Source organism: Exiguobacterium sp. PHA03, from assembly GCF_041945985.1.
Classification (GTDB): Bacteria; Bacillota; Bacilli; order Exiguobacteriales; family Exiguobacteriaceae; genus Exiguobacterium_A.
Map to the genome: position 1 here is coordinate 1,264,275 of NZ_JAUTYQ010000001.1, position 21,005 is coordinate 1,285,279.

At 49.0% G+C, this 21,005-nt stretch carries 22 protein-coding genes and 1 riboswitch; of the genes, 3 read left to right on the top strand and 19 right to left on the bottom strand.

The features are described 5' to 3' along the window. The first annotated feature begins 121 nt into the window (after positions 1 to 121). Positions 122 to 322 (top strand): DUF1128 family protein, encoded by a 201-nt coding sequence (locus tag Q7C19_RS06795; RefSeq protein WP_023468746.1) that lies wholly within the window; start codon positions 122 to 124, stop codon positions 320 to 322. A 70-nt stretch (positions 323 to 392) separates the two neighbouring features. Here the strand turns inward: Q7C19_RS06795 and rnc are convergent, their stop codons facing one another. The 11 genes from rnc to Q7C19_RS06850 form a co-directional block, all read right to left on the bottom strand. Further along, a complete protein-coding gene (rnc, locus tag Q7C19_RS06800; RefSeq protein WP_035406932.1) occupies positions 393 to 1,163 on the bottom strand; it encodes a ribonuclease III in 771 nt (256 codons plus the stop codon). Between the two features lie 56 nt (positions 1,164 to 1,219). After that, positions 1,220 to 1,459, bottom strand: a complete 240-nt coding sequence (gene acpP / locus Q7C19_RS06805; RefSeq protein ID WP_029342095.1) for an acyl carrier protein — start codon at positions 1,457 to 1,459, stop codon at positions 1,220 to 1,222. A 70-nt stretch (positions 1,460 to 1,529) separates the two neighbouring features. Then, positions 1,530 to 2,261, bottom strand: coding sequence for a 3-oxoacyl-[acyl-carrier-protein] reductase (gene fabG / locus Q7C19_RS06810; protein ID WP_056062260.1), 732 nt, complete (start codon positions 2,259 to 2,261; stop codon positions 1,530 to 1,532). Further along, positions 2,258 to 3,178, bottom strand: a complete 921-nt coding sequence (gene fabD, locus Q7C19_RS06815) for an ACP S-malonyltransferase (RefSeq protein WP_214854551.1) — start codon at positions 3,176 to 3,178, stop codon at positions 2,258 to 2,260. The genes fabG and fabD overlap by 4 nt, the downstream gene beginning before the upstream one ends. Before the next feature lie 16 nt (positions 3,179 to 3,194). Then, positions 3,195 to 4,190, bottom strand: coding sequence for a phosphate acyltransferase PlsX (gene plsX, locus Q7C19_RS06820; RefSeq protein ID WP_035406922.1), 996 nt, complete (start codon positions 4,188 to 4,190; stop codon positions 3,195 to 3,197). Further along, positions 4,187 to 4,756, bottom strand: coding sequence for a transcription factor FapR (fapR, locus tag Q7C19_RS06825; protein WP_035406919.1), 570 nt, complete (start codon positions 4,754 to 4,756; stop codon positions 4,187 to 4,189). Before fapR ends, plsX begins: the two co-directional genes overlap by 4 nt. An 85-nt stretch (positions 4,757 to 4,841) precedes the next feature. Further along, positions 4,842 to 6,872, bottom strand: a complete 2,031-nt coding sequence (gene recG, locus Q7C19_RS06830; protein WP_290775257.1) for an ATP-dependent DNA helicase RecG — start codon at positions 6,870 to 6,872, stop codon at positions 4,842 to 4,844. Beyond that, entirely contained in the window at positions 6,856 to 7,752 is an 897-nt protein-coding gene (gene sdaAA, locus Q7C19_RS06835) for an L-serine ammonia-lyase, iron-sulfur-dependent, subunit alpha (protein ID WP_035406913.1), read from the bottom strand. The genes recG and sdaAA overlap by 17 nt, the downstream gene beginning before the upstream one ends. 4 nt (positions 7,753 to 7,756) lie before the next feature. Then, positions 7,757 to 8,419: an L-serine ammonia-lyase, iron-sulfur-dependent subunit beta gene (gene sdaAB, locus Q7C19_RS06840; RefSeq protein WP_023468755.1), complete on the bottom strand. Its 663-nt coding sequence runs from the start codon at positions 8,417 to 8,419 to the stop codon at positions 7,757 to 7,759. Positions 8,420 to 8,519: 100 nt separating this feature from the next. Continuing rightward, positions 8,520 to 10,193: a DAK2 domain-containing protein gene (locus tag Q7C19_RS06845; protein ID WP_375091899.1), complete on the bottom strand. Its 1,674-nt coding sequence runs from the start codon at positions 10,191 to 10,193 to the stop codon at positions 8,520 to 8,522. Between the two features lie 25 nt (positions 10,194 to 10,218). Next, the gene (locus tag Q7C19_RS06850) at positions 10,219 to 10,581 is read right to left on the bottom strand and encodes an Asp23/Gls24 family envelope stress response protein (RefSeq protein ID WP_023468757.1); all 363 of its coding nucleotides are present in this window, start codon (positions 10,579 to 10,581) and stop codon (positions 10,219 to 10,221) included. 283 nt (positions 10,582 to 10,864) lie between these two features. Here Q7C19_RS06850 and rpmB point away from each other — a divergent pair, with 283 nt between their 5' ends. Further along, positions 10,865 to 11,053 (top strand): 50S ribosomal protein L28, encoded by a 189-nt coding sequence (rpmB, locus tag Q7C19_RS06855; RefSeq protein ID WP_023468758.1) that lies wholly within the window; start codon positions 10,865 to 10,867, stop codon positions 11,051 to 11,053. 140 nt (positions 11,054 to 11,193) lie between these two features. Further along, positions 11,194 to 12,597, top strand: a complete 1,404-nt coding sequence (locus Q7C19_RS06860) for an amino acid permease (RefSeq protein WP_223040565.1) — start codon at positions 11,194 to 11,196, stop codon at positions 12,595 to 12,597. Positions 12,598 to 12,651: 54 nt separating this feature from the next. On the opposite strand, the gene Q7C19_RS06865 is transcribed toward Q7C19_RS06860, so the two are convergent. The 8 genes from Q7C19_RS06865 to fmt all read right to left on the bottom strand — a co-directional run bounded on the left by Q7C19_RS06865 (position 12,652) and on the right by fmt (position 20,999). Further along, a complete protein-coding gene (locus tag Q7C19_RS06865) occupies positions 12,652 to 13,254 on the bottom strand; it encodes a thiamine diphosphokinase (RefSeq protein WP_290775259.1) in 603 nt (200 codons plus the stop codon). A 1-nt stretch (position 13,255) separates the two neighbouring features. Next, positions 13,256 to 13,816 carry an energy-coupled thiamine transporter ThiT gene (gene thiT, locus Q7C19_RS06870; protein ID WP_023468761.1) on the bottom strand — a complete coding sequence of 187 codons (561 nt, stop codon included), beginning with the start codon at positions 13,814 to 13,816 and terminating at the stop codon, positions 13,256 to 13,258. Positions 13,817 to 13,876: 60 nt separating this feature from the next. After that, a riboswitch (TPP riboswitch) is annotated at positions 13,877 to 13,986 on the bottom strand. Positions 13,987 to 14,008: 22 nt separating this feature from the next. After that, a complete protein-coding gene (gene rpe / locus Q7C19_RS06875) occupies positions 14,009 to 14,665 on the bottom strand; it encodes a ribulose-phosphate 3-epimerase (RefSeq protein ID WP_290751464.1) in 657 nt (218 codons plus the stop codon). Between the two features lie 2 nt (positions 14,666 to 14,667). Then, on the bottom strand, positions 14,668 to 15,573 hold the full coding sequence (rsgA, locus tag Q7C19_RS06880; RefSeq protein WP_290751467.1) for a ribosome small subunit-dependent GTPase A: 906 nt from the start codon (positions 15,571 to 15,573) through the stop codon (positions 14,668 to 14,670). A gap of 25 nt (positions 15,574 to 15,598) precedes the next feature. Further along, complete coding sequence (gene pknB / locus Q7C19_RS06885) at positions 15,599 to 17,533, bottom strand: Stk1 family PASTA domain-containing Ser/Thr kinase (RefSeq protein WP_214854573.1); 1,935 nt, start codon at positions 17,531 to 17,533, stop codon at positions 15,599 to 15,601. 2 nt (positions 17,534 to 17,535) lie between these two features. Further along, positions 17,536 to 18,270: a Stp1/IreP family PP2C-type Ser/Thr phosphatase gene (locus tag Q7C19_RS06890; protein WP_290751472.1), complete on the bottom strand. Its 735-nt coding sequence runs from the start codon at positions 18,268 to 18,270 to the stop codon at positions 17,536 to 17,538. 18 nt (positions 18,271 to 18,288) lie between these two features. Continuing rightward, positions 18,289 to 19,620 (bottom strand): 16S rRNA (cytosine(967)-C(5))-methyltransferase RsmB, encoded by a 1,332-nt coding sequence (rsmB, locus tag Q7C19_RS06895; protein ID WP_035406883.1) that lies wholly within the window; start codon positions 19,618 to 19,620, stop codon positions 18,289 to 18,291. Beyond that, positions 19,617 to 20,999, bottom strand: a complete 1,383-nt coding sequence (fmt, locus tag Q7C19_RS06900) for a methionyl-tRNA formyltransferase (protein ID WP_375091900.1) — start codon at positions 20,997 to 20,999, stop codon at positions 19,617 to 19,619. The genes rsmB and fmt overlap by 4 nt, the downstream gene beginning before the upstream one ends. Positions 21,000 to 21,005 lie beyond the last annotated feature (6 nt).

A 21,005-nucleotide genomic window follows, 5' to 3' on the forward strand; every position in this document is an offset into this window, starting at 1 on the left:
TCACCCGTATGTTTAAATTTCTTTTGAATTTCTTTCAGTTTACCATAGCCGAAACGCTAGCAACATGATAGGTTTTAAGGTAGTATCATGCGAAACAAGAAGAAGAGGAGCGAATAACACGATGACGATTGAACAAATGATTGAAGCAATCTTAGATAAATTGAATATCATCAACAAAGGGGTCATTAAAGCAGAACAGTTCGATGGCTCAAAAAATGAGGACTTAAAAGAAATTTATGAGTTCGTCATGATGCGAGACTCGCTATCACTTGCAGAGGTCGACGCGATCGTCGACGAACTGAAATCCCTTAAGACTGTTTAATCGAGTAAGCACCACACGATAAAAGCCGATCATCTCTTGTTCGTTCGAGAGATGGTCGGCCTTTTGTTGCTTAAAACTGTTTTTTTAATTCAAGTAAGGCTTGTTTTGCCGCTTGTTGTTCTGCCTCTTTTTTCGAACGCCCCGTTCCAATCCCTTCGAGCTCATCCGCGACTTGAACACGAGAGATGAACTCCCGACTATGCGCCGGACCGCGTTCCTCGATAATTTCATACTCGATGACACCTAAACCGACACGTTGAATCGCTTCCTGTAATTGACTCTTGAAATCTGTCTGTTCTTCGAAAAAGCCTGTCGCCACTTTCGGAAAAACCGCTTCGGCGAGGAATCGTTCGGCTGCTTCGATGCCTTGGTCAAGATACAAGGCGCCAATGAAGGATTCGAAGACATCCGCAAGTAAGGCTGGACGATTCCGACCACCGGTCAGTTCTTCCCCCTTACCTAACAGAATCATATCGGAAAACTGATAGTGATTCGCAAATTGGACGAGTGACGGTTCACAGACGATCGCCGCTCGCAATTTCGTTAATTCCCCCTCGGAACGTTCCGGGTAGTGTTCGAATAGATAGCGTGACACCGTCAACTCTAAGACAGCGTCCCCTAAAAATTCTAGGCGTTCGTTATCCCCTTCCGACTCACGTTGTTCATTGACGAACGAAGAGTGCGTGAAGGCTTGTTTCAATAGCTCAACATTAGAAAACCTGATATTCAGACGCTCTTGTAACGCTTCGAATTTTTGCTCGATCTGAGCAAGCGTCCGAGCATCCTTGCGTCGTTTTACATAGGGTCCTTTTCGGACACGACGTCCTTTTTGATTCGTCATAGTTCCTCCTAAACAGCTAAAGCCCACCGCAAATTGCGGTGGGTCAGCTTCAATGATCAGACTTGTGTTTCGATGTAGTTGACGACATCGCCGACAGTCTTCAAGTTTTCTGCTTGCTCATCTTCGATCGTGATTTCGAACTTGTCTTCTAAGTCCATGACGAGTTCCATGACTTCAAGAGAGTCAGCTCCGAGGTCGTCTTTGAACGACTTATCAAGTGTGATTTCACTTTGTTCTTTACCTAATTTTTCTGCGATTGCTTCTTGTACGTCTACTAAGATTTGTTCTTTTGTCATTTTAAAATCCCTCCATGAGTTGAGTATATAAGATGATTGCCGATTTGGCAAAGTACTACCGTTAGTTGTGTTACATTGTCATGCCGCCATCGACGGCTAGAGTTTGACCTGTGATGTATCGTGCTTCATCTGAAGCAATAAAGCTGACGAGTGAAGCGATATCGTCGGTTTGACCGAAGCGTTTCAACGGAATTTGCCCGAGTGACAGGTTCCGCTGTTCTTCTGTCAATTCATCCGTCATGTCCGTCTCGATGAAGCCTGGACAGATGGCATTGACTGTGACGCCCTTACTAGCGAGTTCACGTGCGACGGATTTCGTCAGCCCGATCAGACCCGCTTTCGCTGCGACATAGTTCGCTTGCCCTGGATTTCCAGAAATACCGACGACTGATGCGATATTGATGATACGACCGCTTGTTTTTAACAATGGACGTGTCGCGGCCTGTGTGACAAGAAACGCCCCTTTCAGGTTCGTATCGACGACGGCATCAAAGTCTGCTTCCTTCATACGCATCAGTAAACCATCGCGCGTGATGCCGGCATTATTGACGACACAATCCAGTTGACCGAACGCATCAATCGTTTGTTTGATCATCTGTTTGACAGCATCCGCTTCAGCGACATTCGCTTGAATCGCGAGTGCTTCACCGCCTGCTTCCTTGATTTCACGGACGACAGCTTCCGCCTTGTCCGTGCTTCCTGCATAGTTGACGACGACACGGAAACCATCTGTTGCCAATCGCTTTGCGATGGCCGCTCCGATACCGCGTGACGCGCCAGTGACGAGTGCTACTTTACTCAACGAATTCCCTCCGCTTCCAATTGCTCAAGTGTCGTGATGCTGATGATTTTCGCATCTTTTTTGATTCGTTTCACGAGACCGCTAAGTGGAGATGACGGACCGAACTCGATGAACGTATCCGCACCCTCTTCGATGAGACGCTCGACGCATGATTCGAACCGGACCGGCGAATAGAGTTGCTGAACGAGCAAACGAATCAATTCGTCTGGTTGATCGTGAAATGCACAATCAACGTTCGAGATGAATTTCGTCTTCGCCGCTTTAAACGGTGATGATACGAGAATATCTTCGAATCGTGGTGCGAAAGGTGTCATGAGCGACGAATGGAACGCACCCGAGACATCAAGTGGTAAGACTCGTTTTGCTCCGAGCTCTTTCAACTTCGCTGTGGCAGATTCGACCGCCGCGATTTGTCCAGAGATGACGAATTGTCCAGGGCAGTTGTAGTTGGCGATTTGAACGATTTCTCCCGTTGCCGCAATTGATTCAACCGCGTGATGGGCTGCCTCGACATCATTCATGCCAATGACTGCTGCCATCGTTCCACCCGTGACTTGATTCATGAGTTTTCCGCGTTCGCGGACGAGATAGACGGCTTCAGACGGTGTGATGACAGAAGCTGCGACGAGCGCGCTATATTCTCCAACACTGTGTCCGAGTACGAAATCAGGTGTATGTCCTTGTGCTGCGTACTGCTGTGCGAGTAATGCACTGTGTGCGACGATGGCTGGTTGAGCGATATCCGTCGCTTTCAATTCATCCTTCGTCCCTGTCGTCATCAGCGTCGTCAGATCCAGACCAATTCGCGTTCCGAGGTCAGCGAGTGCTTGGCGTGTCTCGTCTTGCGTGATGAGCGTCTGTCCCATTCCAGGCGTCTGTGACCCTTGTCCCGGAAACATCCAAACTGTTTTCCCCATCTCGTCTCACTCCTTCTTAACGTGCTTCAGTTGCTTTCGCCTGAACGATTTTGGCAACGACTTCTTGTTCGACCATCTTTTCAGCTTGAACGAGCGCTCTGCTGAATGCATAGGCATTACTTGATCCATGCGCCTTGATGACCGGAGCCGCAATACCGAATAGTCCGGCACCACCATATTCTTCATAGGCGAGCAACTGCTTCATTTTTTTCAACTTCGGTTTCAGTACGAGAGCGGCGAGCTTTGATGTCCACGAGCTCATGAATTGTTCTTTCATGACACCCATGATCATACTGGCTGCCCCTTCAGTACTCTTAAGTAACGTGTTGCCGGCAAAACCTTCCGTAACGATGACATCGACGTCACCGCTCATCGCTTCTCTCGCCTCGACGTTCCCAACGAAATGAATCGGTGCTGTCTCAAGTAGCGGATACGTTTCCTTCGTCAATGCATTCCCTTTACCGGCTTCTGATCCGATATTCAGGAGCCCGACTTTAGGACGTGTGATACCGCGAACTTGTTCTGCGTAGACAGACCCCATGATGGCATAATCGAGCAAATGCTCTGCCTTCGCATCCGGGTTGGCGCCGACATCTAAGATGACGACACCCTTCCCATTACGTGTCGGGAAAGTCGGGGCCAGTGCAGGACGGTCAACTCCTTCGATCCGACCGATGACGAACAATCCGGCAGTCATGAGCGCTCCCGTGTTGCCTGCTGAAATCAAGGCATCTGCTTCTCCTGATTTCACCAGGTTTGCAGCCACAACGAGTGAGCTATCTTTCTTGCGGCGAATGGCACGTACCGGTTCATCTTCTCCGGTGATGACGGATGCTGCGTGGACGATCGTCACGCGCGGATCCTCGATTGTGTATGAGCGTAACTTCAACTCATCTCCGACTAGTCGGATATCGATGTTGTCGTTTGGACGTTCTGCCAGATAGGCAACGACCCCTTCTACGATGGCACGGGGTGCATGGTCGCCCCCCATGGCGTCAACTGCTAAAATCATTTCGATTCCTCCTTACTACTTCGATACACTGTGAATTCGCCGATAAAGACACATTCTTCACCGACATAACTCTCTACCGTGATGTCAGAACGCCCATCTTGGCGATGGGAACTGACGAATGCCTTCGCGACAACGCGTTCTCCGACGTGGACGGAGCGTGTGAACTGAACGTTCGCACGGGTCGTTAACGCGAGTTCATCATCGATGAGCGCAATCGCAAGCGAGTTCGCCTGTGCGAACAAGATATGTCCACGGGCGATTGCATTTCGACTAAACGCATGTTCCGGCAAAACCTCAAGGATCGAGATGGCAGATGTATCAAGTTTCAGGTCAATCATATCACCAATGACTTCATTTTCAGTCAACGTACGCACATCATCCAGGCGTTCAGTCGCGACATGTTTAATTCGCTCCCGTAATTCCGGAATTTTTAATTCCATCCGGTCCAGACGAATCGTCTGGATACTGACACGAAATCGTGTCGCCAGCGCTTCATCCGTGATGAACGGATTTTGCTCGATCGTCTGTAATAATTCTTGTTGTCTCTGTTTTTTAGGTACCCGCATGTACGTTCCTCCCACAAGAAGGATGACTACTATTATTACCTGGTACTAACAGTAGTATATATCCCTTGTTGTTCACTTTCAAGTATTATTCGATTCTTTCTCCTTCAAGAAGCCCTTGCCGTTCGATATATTCACGTAAGACATCGTATTCCGGCGCTTGCCAAAAAGCATCCGATCGCAGTAATCGGACTGCATCTTGTCGGGCCGTTTCCATGACTTGAATATCAAGTGCTGGATCGGTTAAGACGAATCTCGGTAATCCACTTTGTTCGGTACCAAAGAAATTTCCGGCTCCACGCAGTTTTAAATCCTTTTCCGCTAGCTTAAAGCCATCATTCGTTTCCGTCATCGTTTTAATACGTTCCTTCCCTGTGTCAGAAGATGGATCAGCGATCAAAATACAGTATGACTGAGCATCGCCTCGTCCGACGCGTCCTCTTAATTGATGTAATTGAGCTAGCCCAAAGCGTTCTGCATCATGAATGACGATAATCGATGCATTCGGAACGTTCACGCCGACCTCGACGACCGTCGTCGAAACAAGAATTTGAACGGTGTTGTCCTTGAACGCCTGCATGACCTCGTCTTTTTCTGAAGAAGTCAAGCGCCCATGCATCAAACCGACATGATAGGGCTTGAACCGCTCGGTCAATGTCGCATGTAATTCGATCGCATTTTGAACTTCGAGTGATTCGGATTCCTCGATCAATGGCGTGATGACGTAGGCTTGTCGACCTTGCGACAATTCTTTCTCGACGAACCCGAAAACGCGTTCCATCTGTTGCGGTTTCGCCCAGTAGGTCTCGATTTCCTTTCGTCCCGCCGGCATCTCATCGATGATCGAAACATCCATATCTCCAAAGACCGATATCGCAAGCGTACGCGGAATCGGTGTCGCTGTCATATATAATACATCTGCCTGTTCGGCTTTCGCGCGCAATCGTTTCCGTTGTTCGACACCGAAGCGATGTTGTTCATCGGTGATGACGAGGTGTAATGCCTTGAACTGAACGGTGTCTTGAATCAGCGCATGTGTTCCGACCAAGACGTCGATCTCTCCTGTCACGAGGGCTTCTAGCAAGTGCGCACGCGCTTTCCCTTTAACGGAACTCGTCAGTAGACCGACTCGGATTCCAAGTGGTTCAAGCAATGGGGCGAGCGACGCTGCATGCTGTTCCGCTAAAATTTCGGTCGGCACCATCAAAGCGCCTTGTCTTCCCGCACGAACCGTCGCGAACAAGGCGATGGCAGCGATAACGGTCTTCCCGCTTCCGACATCCCCTTGCAGCAACCGATTCATTCGTTCGCCGCGACCGATGTCGTCTAGGATCTCTTTTGTCACACGTTGCTGGGCACCTGTCAGCGGAAACGGCAGGCTCTTGATGAAATTCGCGATATCCGTTTCATGTAAAGGCAAGGCCATCCCTCGACCTTTCCGTCGTCCAAGACGTAACGCCTGTAATTTCAGCTGGAAATAGAGGCACTCCTCGTAGACATAACTGCGACGAGCAGCCGTCAACTCTTGTCGATTCGTTGGGAAATGAAGCGACTTCAACATCGTCATCCGGTCTTGCAACCGATACGTCTTCCGGATGCTATCCGGGATTCGTTCAGCTAATGCCTCAGTCTCCTTGAACGCCAAGTCGACGACGCGTCGGAATGTCTTCATCCGCATGTCACCCCGGAGCGAGTAAACGGGTGTCAATTCGCCTTCGATTGCCCCGAATTGCAATTCCGTCGCAGAGATCGTCATCCGGTGTAAATCCCACTTGCCACTGACCGTCACTTCTGCTCCGAGTTGCAATTGGTCTTTGTAGAATGCCCGGTTGAACATCGTTACGGTCACACTATACCGTTCTTCAACGAGCAGACGGAACGTTAAACGATTCTTTCCTTTGCCATAATAGCGCACAAGTGGTTCAGACTGGACTTGACCCGTGAACTTGACTTTATCCTCATGGATTGCTTCCGTTAGACTTCCCGTCACGAAGTCGTCATAACGAAACGGGACGTGCTCGAGCACGTCCGCAACGGTGAGAATATTCATCTCTTCTAGTTTTTTCGCCAAATCCCGTCCGACACCTTTTAATGTCTTGACGTCACGTGATGGATTCATTCGATAACTCTCCGAAGATTTTCGCTTCGAGCCAGCGACCCGTCGGCGTATTCGCGAGTCCACCTTTTGCTGTCTCGCGAAGCGCAGACGGCATCATCTGACCAATCTCATGCATGGCTGAGATGACTTCATCACACGGAATCCGTGACGTGATTCCTGCGAGTGCCATGTCGGCAGCGACAACAGCATTCGCCCCGCCCATCGCATTGCGTTTCACGCATGGCACTTCGACAAGTCCTGCGACAGGATCACAGACGAGTCCGAGCATGTTCTTCAGTGCGATCGCAAAGGCATGTGCTGACTGATCCGGTGTTCCGCCCGCCATCTCAACGATGGCAGCAGCTGCCATCGCTGTTGCTGAACCAACTTCTGCCTGACAGCCACCAGCCGCTCCGGAGATCGACGCATTGTTCGCGACGACGAAGCCGAACGCACCGGATGTGAATAAGAAGCGTAGCATTTGCTCACGCGTTGGGTTTAAGCGATCTTTGACCGCAAATAACGTACCTGGCACGACGCCGGCACTCCCTGCCGTTGGTGTCGCACAAATTTTTCCCATTGCAGCATTGACTTCATTCGTTCCGATCGCCTTACTGACAGCATCGAGTAGCAGATCTCCTGATAATCCTTTGCCTGAAGCACGGTACCGCTGGAGTAAGACAGCATCTCCACCAGTTAAACCTGTCACCGATTGGACACCGTCGCCATCAAGTGAACGAGCGACCGCATCTTCCATCACTTGTAGGTTTCGTTCCATCATCGCATAGACTTCATCTCGCTCCAAATGACGAACCGTCATCTCTTGTTCGATCATGACTTCCGAAATTGGAATATTTCGTTCCGTCGCGATGGCGACGAGTTCTTTAACGGATTTAAACATTTCTTCACTCTCCCATCATGACGGCACGCTCGACTTGAGGTAACCGATCGATTTCTTCCAACACTTCTGCCGTTATCCGGTCATCAATCTCAATTGCCATAAGTGCTTGTTTTCCTTTTTCGTGCCGTGATACTTCCATATGCCCGATGTTGATTTCGTAATCAGCCAAAATGCTCGTCACGGCTGCAATTGCACCAAAGCGGTCATGGTGCAAGACGACGAGTGCCGGTCCCCCACCGGACAAACGAAGCGGTACGCCATTTAATTCCGTGATTTCAATCGTTCCCCCACCAATTGAAATACCGACCAATTCAAACTCTTCTACTCCATTCGTCAAATGGACACGAGCCGTATTCGGATGATCCGTCAACGCTTCACTCGTCTCGAAATGAATCTCAATCCCTTTCGACTTCGCGATATCGATCGATTGCGGAATCCGGTCGTCAAACGTATCGTATCCGAGAACACCGCCGATGATGGCGACATCCGTTCCATGTCCACGATACGTATCAGCGAATGAACCGTAAAACGTGATGTGGATGACAGTAGGCGTTTCCCCGAATAATTTACCCGCCATCAATCCAATCCGTGCAGCCCCTGCTGTATGCGAGCTCGATGGACCAACCATGACTGGTCCGATGATGTCAAAGACGCTACGATATTTCATTTCTTTTCCCCTCTCTATGAAACAAACGAAATCCCACCTCTATTATCGCAGATGGTGGGATTCGTGAAAAGGCTAGTCGCCCTTTTTCAGTATGATGGTTTTATTCGACGCTTAAAATGTACGAATAAAGTGGTTGTTTGCCGTCGTGGACTTCCACTTCAGCATCCGGATTAACCGATTCGATGTACGCGACGAGGTCGTCGACTTCTTCTGTCGAAACGCCTTCACCGTAAAGAACTGTGATGATTTCGTCGTCCTCTGTGACGAGTGTATCGACCAGTTTCTTGACAGCACCAAGACTCGAAGTGTCCGTAGCGACGATTTGTTTTTCAGCAATCGCCATGTGATCGTCTTTCTTGATTTCAACACCATCAATATTCGTATCACGAACGGCATATGTGACTTGACCCGACTTCACAGCTGCGATCGCATCCTCCATGTGTGCTTCGTTCTCTTCAACAGTCGCTTCCGGATTATAGACGATCGTCGCCGCCAAACCTTGTGGGACTGTCTTTGATTTCACGACAGTTACGCCACAATTCGCAACAGAAGCTGCTTGTTCAGCGGCCATGATGATGTTCGAGTTGTTCGGATAAACATAGACATGTTCAGCGTGTGCATCCTCGATCGCCTTGACGATGTCTTCCGTTGACGGGTTCATCGTTTGTCCGCCTTCGATGACGACACTGACACCGAGTGATTTAAAGAGTTCACTGATACCTTCACCCATTGCGACTGTCACGAGGGCTGCTTTCGCTTTTGTCTTCGGTGCAGCGACTGGAGTGACTTGGTTCGCGCCCTCTTCTTCGAGGATCGTCGAGTGTTGTTGACGCATATTTTCAATCTTAACAGCAACGAGCTCACCGAAACGTTGTCCTTTTGTGATGACTTCTCCTGGCGTTTCGACGTGGACGTGAACTTTAAGGAGCTCTTCGTCCGCGACGACGAGCAACGAATCACCGAATTCCGCTAATTCGTTCCGGAATGCTTCTTCACTGAACGGCGCATTTGCTAACTTGTCATCTTGGAAGCGAACCATGATTTCCGTACAGTAGCCGTAATGGATCTCTTCTGTCGACATGAAGCTTTGAGCCGATTTATGATGCTCTGCTTCGACGAGTGCTTCCATGACTGGCGCATGTGGCTTATCAAGTTCTTTTCCTTCGAGTGTCGCGAGGAATCCTTCATAGATACAGACGAGACCTTGACCACCTGAATCAACGACACCAACTTCTTTTAATACAGGAAGAAGGTCAGGAGTTCCGTCAAGCGATACTTTCGATGCTTCGACGAGTTGACGCATCAACTCTAAGAAATCCGTCGTCGTTTCAGATTGTGCGATAGCAGCGACAGCTGTCTCACGGGCAACTGTCAAGATCGTTCCTTCGACCGGTTTCATGACTGCTTTGTATGCTGTATCGACACCTTTTTGTAACGCATCAGCGAACTCTTTCGTATCAATCGTTGCTTTTCCTTCGATTGATTTCGAGAATCCACGGAACAATTGACTTAAGATGACGCCAGAGTTTCCGCGCGCCCCCATCAATAATCCACGTGCGAAGACGTTTGCGACTTCCGATACAGAATCCGAAGTGGATTTACCTGCTTCTTTCGCACCTGAAGTCATCGTCAAATTCATGTTCGTTCCCGTATCACCATCTGGCACAGGGAAGACGTTCAATGAATCGACGAAATCTGCGTTTTGATAGAGATTCGCCGCGCCATTTTGAATCATCTTGACTAACTGCGCTCCTGTTAAACGATCTACACTCACTAAAGTTTCCTCCTCTATTCCCGCCTTAGACATTCGTCAAGCGGACTCCTTGGACAAAGATGTTCACAGATGTCACGTCAAGACCTAGTGCCTGACTGAGCGTGTATTTCACGCGACTCTGTACGTTGTTCGCCACCTCTGAGATTTTCGTTCCATAGCTTACGATGATATGCATATCGATATGGACCTGCTCTGAAGCCTGTCGAACGATGACACCGCGTGCAAAGTTCTCACGTTTTAAGAGTTCAGCAAGACCATCCTTGATTTGAGACTGGGATGCCATACCAACGACACCAAAACATTCCATTGCTGCGCCGCCCGCAAGTTGCGCGACGACATCATTATCTACATCAATCTTTCCATAGGTCGTTTTCATCTCGATCGCCACCTGAGTAGCCCCCTTTGAATATTGTATTCTTCTCATAATTCTACTATAAGGACCTACTATTGAAAAGTCGCCGTACTGACTATACAATGAATAAGTGAAAAATAGTAGCGGTCAAATGAACTTTTACCATCATCCTCATCCATTATTTTAAATTTCGAGGTTGTCTGTCAAGTTTTTTTCTTGTCAGCTACTTTTTTTATGTTGCAACCGCCCTGACACCATGCTAAGATAGCAAAGTGTCTATTAGGACGAACGCAAAACAACATAAAAGGAGGCGGAACGCATGGCACGTAAATGCTACGTTACTGGGAAATCGCCAAAGTCGGGTAACAACCGTTCACACGCATTGAACAAAACAAAACGTACTTGGGGAGTCAACGTACAAAAAGTACGTATCCTCGTCGACGGTAAGCCGAAAAAGGTTTGGGTTTCAGCTCGAGCTCTTAAATCAGGTAAAGTCGAACGCGTATAAGGCGCAACCACCGGATGGGAATCTTCCCTTCCGGTTTTTTTATGCCCTCATTTATTTTTCTCATAAACTAATTGTCGCTTTTATTGAAAACGCTTACAATAGGAACGTACTTTATTTTGTCAGAATTGGGGGAAGTCATCATGCAACTCAAACGAGAGATGACGAGTCGACACCTGTTCATGATTTCACTCGGCGGAATCATCGGAACAGGCTTATTTTTAGGGTCAGGGTTAACGATTTCACAAGCAGGACCTCTCGGGGCGGTCCTCAGTTACATCGTGGGTGGGACCATCATGTATCTGACGATGTTATGTCTAGGAGAATTAGCGGTCTATCTGCCGGTCTCGGGGTCATTTCAGACCTATACGACCCGCTTCATCGGACCAGGAATCGGCTTTGCCGTCGGTTGGATTTATTGGCTCGGCTGGGCCGTGACGGTGGCACTCGAAATTACAGCTGCCGGCAGTTTGATGGACCGCTGGTTTCCGAACGTACCCGTTGTCGTCTGGTGTACCGTCTTTACGGTCTTACTGTTCGGTCTGAACGCCGTCTCCGCCAAAGCATTCGGTGAAGCTGAATTCTGGTTCTCGAGTTTGAAGGTCCTCGCGATCCTGTTCTTCATCATTCTAGGTGGCGCTGCTTGGTTCGGCTGGTTACCGATGGAAGCAGATCGCCCAACATCGTTATTTGCGAACTTTACGGCAAGCGGTTGGTTTCCGAACGGGATTCTCGGTGTCTTGACGACGATGATTGCCGTCAACTTCGCCTTCCAAGGAACGGAATTGATTGGTGTTGCGGCTGGGGAGTCCGACACGCCCGAAAAATCGATTCCAAAAGCGATCCGCAATACAGTCTGGCGGACGTTCATCTTCTTCGTCTTATCGATTACGATCGTTGGTGCATTAATTCCGTATGAAACAGCTGGCGGAGTCAGCAGTCCGTTCATCATGGTCTTTGATGCGATCGGTATTCCGTACGCTGCTGATTTGATGAACATCGTCGTCTTGACGGCACTGTTGTCCGTCGGAAACTCCGGATTATATGCGGCGACTCGGATGTTATGGGCAATGGCGCAAGAAGGGATGATTTCAAAGAAATTATCTTACGTCAATGCACGTGGTGTGCCGATGCGGGCGTTGCTCTTTACGATGATGTTCGCGATGTTATCGCTTCTGACCGCATTTTTCGCAGAAGATACCGTCTTCATTTGGCTCTTGTCCTTAGCCGGACTCGGGGCTCAAGTCGGCTGGATTTCAATCTCTGCTTCGCAGCTTGCATTTCGTCGTCAGTTCGTCCGAAACGGACACGATGTATCCGAACTGAAATTCAAGACACCACTCTATCCGGTGTTACCACTGATTTCGTTGACACTTAACGTCGTCGTCCTCGTCAGTCTTGCGTTTCAAGCGGATCAACGAATCGCTCTATACATCGGTGTTCCTTTCTTCCTTGTCATGTGGGGAAGTTATCATCTCTTCGTCAAAGGAAAACATCTATCCGCTCAAAGCGACATCCGTGTCGCCCCTTCTCAACTCGAAGAATAATTTCATCTAAAAAGAGGCCGCGGAGTCATCCACGGCCTCTTTCCTATGATTGTGCTATTCCTTAAGCGTCCGCATCATCAATAGTTCTCCTTGATGGAGCTCTACCTTCGCTTCTGACGCACACCATTCATTACTGACGGTCAAGGAACCTCCGACCGGTACTGGATGTGCATCAAGTGGATATTTGACTCCGGATAAGCTTAAAGTCGATGGTACGAGTGGAATGAACGAAAGATAATGATAGCTCCCTGCTTCGACTGCATACGTTCCCTCAGCCAAGTATCGTACCTCTTCTCGTTTCGTCACGAGTCGTGCCTCTGGGTATCGCTTCAATAGATATACATTTTGGACGGTCATGTCGAGCCGCCCACCTGTCGCCCCGATAATGAAGGTATCCTCAAACTGTTTCTCCTCTGAGACTGTACGAAGTGCCAGTTCGAGATCCGTTTCATCTTTCTCGGCCGGATGAACGATTGCCCCTTCTGGTACATAACCAAGCGAATCAAAATCACCAATCGTCAGGTCGCATGTCAGCCCAAACGATTCAATCGTCTGAACACCACCGTCGACACCGACGATAAAATCACCTGGCTGACAAAACGTCCGTAAATCCGGCGCTTCTTCTCGCGGACCGGCACAGACGAGAATCGCCCGCATCTCAGACGCCTCGTGCCGAATAACGGAGTAAGCGTGGCGCAGTCGTAAATAAAAGACCCGCAACGACACCACAAAGAACGTAAGACGGTACCATGTATGTCGCGTTATAAATCAATGAATACGGTACGACTGGACCTTCGGCATACTCGGCAAAAAAGACGATTCCACTGATGACATGACAGATATAACGGAGTCCTGCGCCTAATAACGTCGCCAGGAGAACGAACGCCATCAAGCTTTTCTTTTGTCCATTGCGTGCGGCTAGTCTGACTTGACGCGCGAACAGACCACTTAATCCGACGACACCATACGCAATCGTATAGTCAAGCATCGGTTGAACGATCGTCAAGACTTGTGGAGCGAACATCAATTGAATCGTACCGACAAGCGCTCCCGTGACGACCCCTCCGACGACCCCGTGGCGAAATGCCATGACGAAGATCGGTAACATCGCTAAGCTGATCGAGCCACCTTGTGGCATTTTGAATGGAATCAGTAAATCAAAGACGACTCCGAGACTGGCGAAGATGGCAATTTCCATCATCATTTGTAACCGTTTCATGCTATTTTCCTCCTTCATTGTACGAGAGGACGCAAAAAGGCAGTACGACGAACGCCGTACTGCCTGCGTGCGCCACATCCCTACGTCCGTTTGAACGGAACAGGTTCGAAGGGTTAAAGTCTAAAAGACTCCTCTCAGCCGCTTTTCAAGCGACACCCCTTGCGGTCATCATATTTCGTTTTCTCGTTCTTATTATACGGCAGCCCCTTGACGAATGCTAGTAATCGCTTCCGCATAATCTGGTGCATTGTAGATTGCTGATCCTGCGACGAGAACGTTCGCACCGTTATCGATGCAAAGCTTTGCCGTTTCCGGATTGACGCCACCGTCAATCTCGATTTCAAATGTCAGACCGCGATCTGCTTTCATTTGCGCAAGTGATGCGAGTTTTGGCATGACACGCTCGATGAAGGCTTGTCCACCGAAGCCCGGATTGACCGTCATCAATAAGACCATATCGACATCCTCAAGGACGTGTTCAATCGTTGATAATGGCGTATGGGGATTCAAGACGACTCCTGCCTTTGCGCCCGCTGCTTTGATTTGTTGCAAGACACGATGGACATGATTCGTCGCTTCGACGTGGAACGTCACGATGTCCGCCCCTGCTTTGACGAAATCCTCGACGAAACGTTCTGGCTGGTCGATCATCAAATGGACATCGAGAATCATATCCGTCTTTTGACGTAAGCTGCTAAGCACAGGTAGTCCAAACGAGATATTCGGTACGAACTGACCGTCCATGACATCAAAATGGATATAGTCCGCGCCTGCTGCTTCGACTGCTTTAACATCGCGTTCGAGATTCGCAAAATCTGCTGATAAGATAGATGGTGCAATTTTAATCATCTTCAATACCTCCGGGCTCGATTCTTGATTTCGTCTATAAACATACCATAGTTCTCATAACGAGAGGACATGATTTCTTGGGCTTCGACGGCTTCCTTGACGGCACAACCGGGTTCATTCAAATGCAAGCAACCTCGGTATTTGCAATCATCTTGTACAGCCACGAATTCAGGGAAACTCCACCGTACATCCTCGATTTCCATATCATACGGAAAATCGAGGTTCGAGAAACCTGGCGTATCGGCAATCAATCCTTCGGCAAGCGGCATTAATGTGACGTGGCGCGTCGTATGACGTCCGCGTCCGAGTGATTTCGAGATGGCACTTGTTTCTAAATCAAGAGAGGGCTCCAGTGCATTGAGCAATGAACTTTTCCCAACACCGGATTGTCCGGCAAGAACGCTCGTTTTCCCGGCCAGTAACGGACGGACTTGTTCAACACCTGTCAATGTCTCACTTGATGTCTCGATGACCGTATAACCAATCTTCCGGTAAGCGGCAATTGCCTCTCTAACTGCAGGACCTTTGACATCATCAAGCAAGTCCATCTTCGTTAACAGGATGACGGGTTGGATTTCCTTCGCTTCGATCAAGACGAGGAAACGATCGAGCAAGTGCGCTGAAAAATCAGGTTCTGCAGCCGAGACGACAAGCAACGCTTGATCGATATTCGCGACAGGCGGGCGTACTAAAAAGTTGTCCCGCTCCTTCACTTCGAGAATATACCCGGTCTCACTTTCGATATGAAGCACGACTTCGTCTCCAACGACTGGACTGATGCCGCGTTTTCGGAAATTCCCTCTTGCCCGTGAACGGACCTCTCCTTCTGGTGTCATGACATCATAAAAGCCACCCTGCAGGCGTATGATCGTTCCTTCTCGATTCTCTTCGATGCGTTGTTCCGTCATCCTATGCACTCCTTTTTCATCACATTCACTGTGCGTCTTTTGCTTGATTGTACGTGATGGTTTTTGAACGATACACCGTATCGTCTTTATAAATCGTAATCTTGCCTTCTTCTCCCGGATCAATCGTCACCGGCACGTCGAATGTCTCATCTTGGTCAATTGATTCCTCGATGACGGTCCGCTTCCCTTTCGCATCTTCCGTCTCAATCCGGATGACTTGTTTCGGTGGTTCCTCGTCCTCGTTCTCGCTGACCGCGTCATAGACGACCTTTTCAGGGAACGTCGCTGTCAACGTTTTTTCTTCCTCACCTTTTGAGATGAAGACCGTCACGGAGTCGTTCGGTTCGACTTGAGTCCCTGCTTGTGGGAATTGACGGATAACTTGATCGAGTTTCACGTCGCTAGAAAATTCTTGCTCGAACGTTCCATCGAGCCCTTTTTCGTCCAGGTAGGCTTTTGCTTCGTCACTCGATAAGTTCGTCAAATCCTTCAACTCGAAAGAAGATGTTCCTTCCGAGACGGTGATCGTAATCGTTTGTTCTTTCGCGATGACCTCCGTACCAGCCGAGATCGATTGCCGGATCACATTACCTCGCTCGATTTCATCCGACTTTTCACGTTCGACCTCGACTTTAGCGAATCCAGCCTCTTTTAGCGTCTCAATCGCCTCTTTTTCAGCGTCATCTGTCACATCCGGTACTTCGACCGGAGCACTTCCGGTAGAGACGACCAAGTTGACTGTCGAGCCCTTTTTCACCTGCGCGTTTTCACGCGGTGTCTGACTGATCACGTCTCCCTCATCGACCGTATCACTGTTTCGTTCTGTCGTCTCAACGACGAATCCAAGTTTCTCAAGCTTCGTTTCCGCTTCATCTCCATCCGTTTTGACGACGGACGGTACCGTAACGGTAGGATCCGGCCACATCGCAAACGTCGTAGCCGCTCCACCGAGTAATACAAGTAATAATAGGATGACCCACCAGCGTTTTTTCTTTTTCTTTTCTGACGGTTTCGGTTGAACGGTCGTGACGACAGGTGTGTCCGGTTCCGCTTTTGATTCTTCTGGCACTTGTACAGGTGATAAGACCATCGTCTTTTCCATCTCATCCTCTTCTGCACCTCGGATGCCTTCACTTGCTCGTTCGTCAGACAACGCCGTCACCATATCTGCCTTAAAGGCTGCGACGGACTGCTGACGGTCATGCGGTGCTTTTGCGAGCGCCTGCATGATACAGTTCTCAAGCGCTTGTGGCACTTTCGGATTCAAGACGGATGGACGACGCGGTGTATCTTGCAGATGCTTCAGCGCGATAGCGACCGGTGAATCACCCTCGAACGGGACTTGTCCTGTCACAAGTTCGTATAAGACAGCACCAAGCGAATAGATATCCGACTTCTCATCGGCAAATTTACCTTTTGCTTGTTCTGGCGAGAAGTAATGGACAGACCCAAGGACCGACATCGTATGCGTCAGAGTCGCATTCGACATCGCCACAGCGATTCCGAAATCCGTTACTTTGACGGTACCATCCTCTCGAATCAACATGTTTTGCGGTTTGATATCGCGATGGATGATTCGGTGTGCATGGGCATGATCGATCGCATCACAAATTTGAGCGATGATATCGACGGCCTGCGGCACAGGTAATGCTTGATTTTCACAAAATGTCTTTAATGTCATACCATCGATATACTCCATGACGATGTAATAGATGGCATCTTCTTCGCCTACATCATAGACGGCAACGATGTTTGGATGATTCAAGCTGGTAGCAGCATGCGCTTCACGTTCGAATCGACGAATGAACTGTTCGTCATGCGAAAATTCAGTCCGTAAAATCTTAATGGCAACATGACGCTTTAAAATCTCATCATAGGCTTGATAGACATTCGCCATCCCGCCACTTCCAACTAGCCGTTCTATGCGGTAGCGGTCATTTAATCGATCTCCGTATCGCATATTCAGACCCTCTTTCTTTCTTTGAACCGGATGGCGGCAATCGTAATATTATCCGCGCCTCCTCGAGCATTCGCTTCTTTCACCAATTGTCCGACGATCTCATCAAGCGGATCATCCCGTAAGATGATTTGTTCAATGACATCATCTGGCACTTCATCGGTCAACCCGTCGCTACACACAAGGACGAGGTCATAGTCTGGAGCATCTCTTACTTGAATGTCGACTTCGACCGTTTCGTTCGAGCCGACCGATCGTGTGATGACATTTTTACGTGGATGATTTTCGACTTCCTCGTCCGAAAGCTCTCCCATTTGTCGTAACATGTTGACGTAAGAATGATCATCCGTCAATTGTTTTAACGCCGTACCTTCAAGAGCATAGACCCTACTGTCTCCAACATGACCGATGACGAGCAAATCCTCGACCCAGCACACACAGGCAATGGTCGTTCCGACGATCGCAAGTTGTTCTTCTTTTGAAAACTGAAGAATCCGGGCATTCGCTTCGGCTACACGTTGTTCTATCCATTCGGACAATTCCATCGGGCGATTTGGCATGAGGGAAAAGGATGCTTCAAATACCTCGCGAACGATCGCACTTGCGATATCGCCAGCAGCGTGACCTCCCATACCATCCGCAACGACAGCAAGACCACGTTCAGCGTTCCCGATGAGTAATACCGTATCCTCATTTTTAGTCCTGACTTTCCCAGTGGTCGAAAGGTGAGCTAACTCCATGACAGTCCTCCGTTCGTATCAATCTTCTCGTTTCTTAAACGCGGCAATGTAGAAGCCATCCGTTCCGACTGTCGTCGGTAACAACTTGAGTTCTGCTCGATTCCCAATCAGATGTCGCACGGATTCTGGCATGCGTTCCGCGAAAGATGCATCAAAGTCAAAACCCTGATCGAGAATGAACGCTGTCTGCTCCTCGTTTTCGGTCGGATCAATCGTACAAGTCGAATAGACGAAGATTCCACCTTTTTTAACGAGTGGTAAGACAGATGTCAAGATGTCTCGTTGAATTTTTGGGAGTTGCTCGAGTTGTTCTGGACGTTTCGTCCATTTGATATCCGGTTTTCTCCGAATGACACCAAGTCCTGAACAAGGTGCATCGACAAGAATCCGGTCAAAGGATTCGCTTTCGAAGCGTTCCCCTGCTTTACGGGCATCTAACGCTTCTGCTCGAACAGTCGTAAGACCTAATCGTGTCGCTTGCTGTTCAATCAATTTAATCTTATGTGGATGAAGATCAAGTGCCTGTAGTGTACCCGTCGTCAAACCTTCAGCAATATGCATCGCTTTCCCACCAGGTGCGGCACAGCTGTCGAGTACATGATCGGATGCTTCTGCACCAAGCGCACGGGCGACGAGCATTGAGCTCTCATCCTGAAGAGAAAGATACCCACGGTCAATCAGATCAGTTTTTTGGACGCTTCCTCGTTCGATTTCGAGACCGTCCGGCGCGACCGTAGATGGTTTTGCCGTCACACCTTGATCGAGTAGAAGCTCGATTGCTTCCTCCCGCGTCGTTTTCGTGCGATTGATGCGGACCGTGACCGGTGCCGGTGTGTTATTTAATTGACAGATCTGAAGCGTTTCTTCCGGACCAAACAGTTCGATCCAACGTTCGACGAGCCACTGCGGGTGACTCGTTTCAATGCTGATTCGTTTTGCAGCAGGCTCAATCTCAGCGAAATGAGGCATTCCCGCCCGTAATACATTCCGTAGCACTCCGTTGACGACTTTCGAGACATGGACTTTCCCACGTTTTTTAGCAATTTCAACGGCTTCATGAATGACGGCATGATCCGGTACACGATCGAGATAAAACAACTGATAGACACTCATTCTTAACAATGGGCGCATGAATGGATCAAGTTTTTTCTGTTTCGCTAAATATGGTTCTAAAATATAATCAAGCGTCAATTCACGACTGAGCGTCCCGTAGACGAGTTCCGTGAACAAGCCGACATCTGACGCCGAGATGGCGCGTTTTTCAAGCATTTGGTGGACCGTAATTGTTGAGAAGGCGCCACCTTGTCCGATTTTCATCAGTGTCGTTACTGCTGCGTCGCGTACATTCATGCGTTCTCACCTACTTGTTGTCCGAGTTCAAGCGATTGACCAATCCCGCGCATGAACGTGGCACCATCCATCCGTTTTTTGCCGGACGGCTGTAAGTCGATCAGCTTCAACGCTGTTTCGGAACCTGTCGCGATGACGGGACCATCCGCTTCTAATGCGATGATTTCACCCGGTCGTCCCGTTCCTGAGACTTTCGTTGCGAAAAAGACTTTTAAGCGATCGTTCCCAAGCATCGTATACGTACTCGGGAATGGATTCATCCCACGAATTTGATCGTAGAGTGTCTCACCCGGTAGCGTAAAATCAAGTCGTTCCCGCTCACGTGAAATGTTCGGCGCAAATGTCGCTTTTTCCTCGACTTGTGCTTCCGGTGTCAATTCACCTGCTAACAGACGTGGTAACGTTTCAAGTAACAGGCGCGCTCCTGCGTCCGCTAACTTCTCAAACATCGAACCGGCTGTATCGTTCTCTTCGATTGGAACGATGATTTTTGACAACATATCACCTGCGTCTAGCCGATCGACCATATACATGATCGTCACACCTGTCTCTTTTTCTCCATCGATGATCGCTTGATGAATCGGTGCACCGCCACGATATTTCGGTAAGAGTGACGCATGGACGTTGATCGCCCCAAAACGTGGTGCTTCGAGAATAGCGGTCGGGACGATCTGACCGTAAGCTGCCGTGATAATGAGATCTGGTTTTAAATCGAGAACATCTTGATAATCCTCTCGAATTCGTTTCGGTTGCAACACAGGAATGTCGTGTTCCATCGCGACGAGTTTTACAGGCGTCGGTTTGACTTCCCGTTTTCGTCCGACTGGTTTATCTGGTTGTGAGACGACACCGACGACGTCATACCCAGCATCGATGACTTCACGCAGCGTTCCTGCTGCAAACTCAGGCGTACCCATGAAAACGACGCGCGGTTTTTCTTGCTCGACGAGTTTATCCGTGAACAGGACACCATCTAAATGATCCATCTCGTGTTGGATGGCACGTGCAAAAAAACCGTTTGCTTTGATTTTAACCGTCCGCCCGAGACGATCTTGAGACTTGACGACGATTCGGTCGAACCGTTCAACCGGTCCGAAGATGCCCGGCATACTGAGACATCCTTCATCATCGATTTGCGAACCGTCCGCTTCGATGATTTCCGGGTTGATCAGCTCGATTGGTCCCGTCTCATCATCGGTATGAACGACGGCTACACGAATCGGCTGGTTGATTTGCGGGGCGGCTAAACCAACCCCGTCATATTCGTACATCGTATCGAACATCCGGTCGATCATTTTACCGAGTTTTTTATCAAACTTCGTGACAGGTTCACACACCTGTCGTAATACATCATTTGGTACTTCTACTACTTTATACATACAGAC

Excerpts from the sequence above, each read along its gene's own strand:
- Q7C19_RS06795 (WP_023468746.1), top strand. The coding sequence starts at position 122 with ATGACGATTGAACAAATGATTGAAGCAATCTTAGATAAATTGAATATC.
- rnc (WP_035406932.1), bottom strand. The coding sequence starts at position 1,163 with ATGACGAATCAAAAAGGACGTCGTGTCCGAAAAGGACCCTATGTAAAA.
- acpP (WP_029342095.1), bottom strand. The coding sequence starts at position 1,459 with ATGACAAAAGAACAAATCTTAGTAGACGTACAAGAAGCAATCGCAGAA.
- fabD (WP_214854551.1), bottom strand. The coding sequence starts at position 3,178 with ATGGGGAAAACAGTTTGGATGTTTCCGGGACAAGGGTCACAGACGCCT.
- plsX (WP_035406922.1), bottom strand. The coding sequence starts at position 4,190 with ATGATTTTAGCAGTTGACGCCATGGGGGGCGACCATGCACCCCGTGCC.
- fapR (WP_035406919.1), bottom strand. The coding sequence starts at position 4,756 with ATGCGGGTACCTAAAAAACAGAGACAACAAGAATTATTACAGACGATC.
- recG (WP_290775257.1), bottom strand. The coding sequence starts at position 6,872 with ATGAATCCATCACGTGACGTCAAGACATTAAAAGGTGTCGGACGGGAT.
- sdaAA (WP_035406913.1), bottom strand. The coding sequence starts at position 7,752 with ATGTTTAAATCCGTTAAAGAACTCGTCGCCATCGCGACGGAACGAAAT.
- sdaAB (WP_023468755.1), bottom strand. The coding sequence starts at position 8,419 with ATGAAATATCGTAGCGTCTTTGACATCATCGGACCAGTCATGGTTGGT.
- rpmB (WP_023468758.1), top strand. The coding sequence starts at position 10,865 with ATGGCACGTAAATGCTACGTTACTGGGAAATCGCCAAAGTCGGGTAAC.
- Q7C19_RS06860 (WP_223040565.1), top strand. The coding sequence starts at position 11,194 with ATGCAACTCAAACGAGAGATGACGAGTCGACACCTGTTCATGATTTCA.
- Q7C19_RS06865 (WP_290775259.1), bottom strand. The coding sequence starts at position 13,254 with ATGCGGGCGATTCTCGTCTGTGCCGGTCCGCGAGAAGAAGCGCCGGAT.
- thiT (WP_023468761.1), bottom strand. The coding sequence starts at position 13,816 with ATGAAACGGTTACAAATGATGATGGAAATTGCCATCTTCGCCAGTCTC.
- rpe (WP_290751464.1), bottom strand. The coding sequence starts at position 14,665 with ATGATTAAAATTGCACCATCTATCTTATCAGCAGATTTTGCGAATCTC.
- rsgA (WP_290751467.1), bottom strand. The coding sequence starts at position 15,573 with ATGACGGAACAACGCATCGAAGAGAATCGAGAAGGAACGATCATACGC.
- pknB (WP_214854573.1), bottom strand. The coding sequence starts at position 17,533 with ATGCGATACGGAGATCGATTAAATGACCGCTACCGCATAGAACGGCTA.
- Q7C19_RS06890 (WP_290751472.1), bottom strand. The coding sequence starts at position 18,270 with ATGGAGTTAGCTCACCTTTCGACCACTGGGAAAGTCAGGACTAAAAAT.
- rsmB (WP_035406883.1), bottom strand. The coding sequence starts at position 19,620 with ATGAATGTACGCGACGCAGCAGTAACGACACTGATGAAAATCGGACAA.
- fmt (WP_375091900.1), bottom strand. The coding sequence starts at position 20,999 with ATGTATAAAGTAGTAGAAGTACCAAATGATGTATTACGACAGGTGTGT.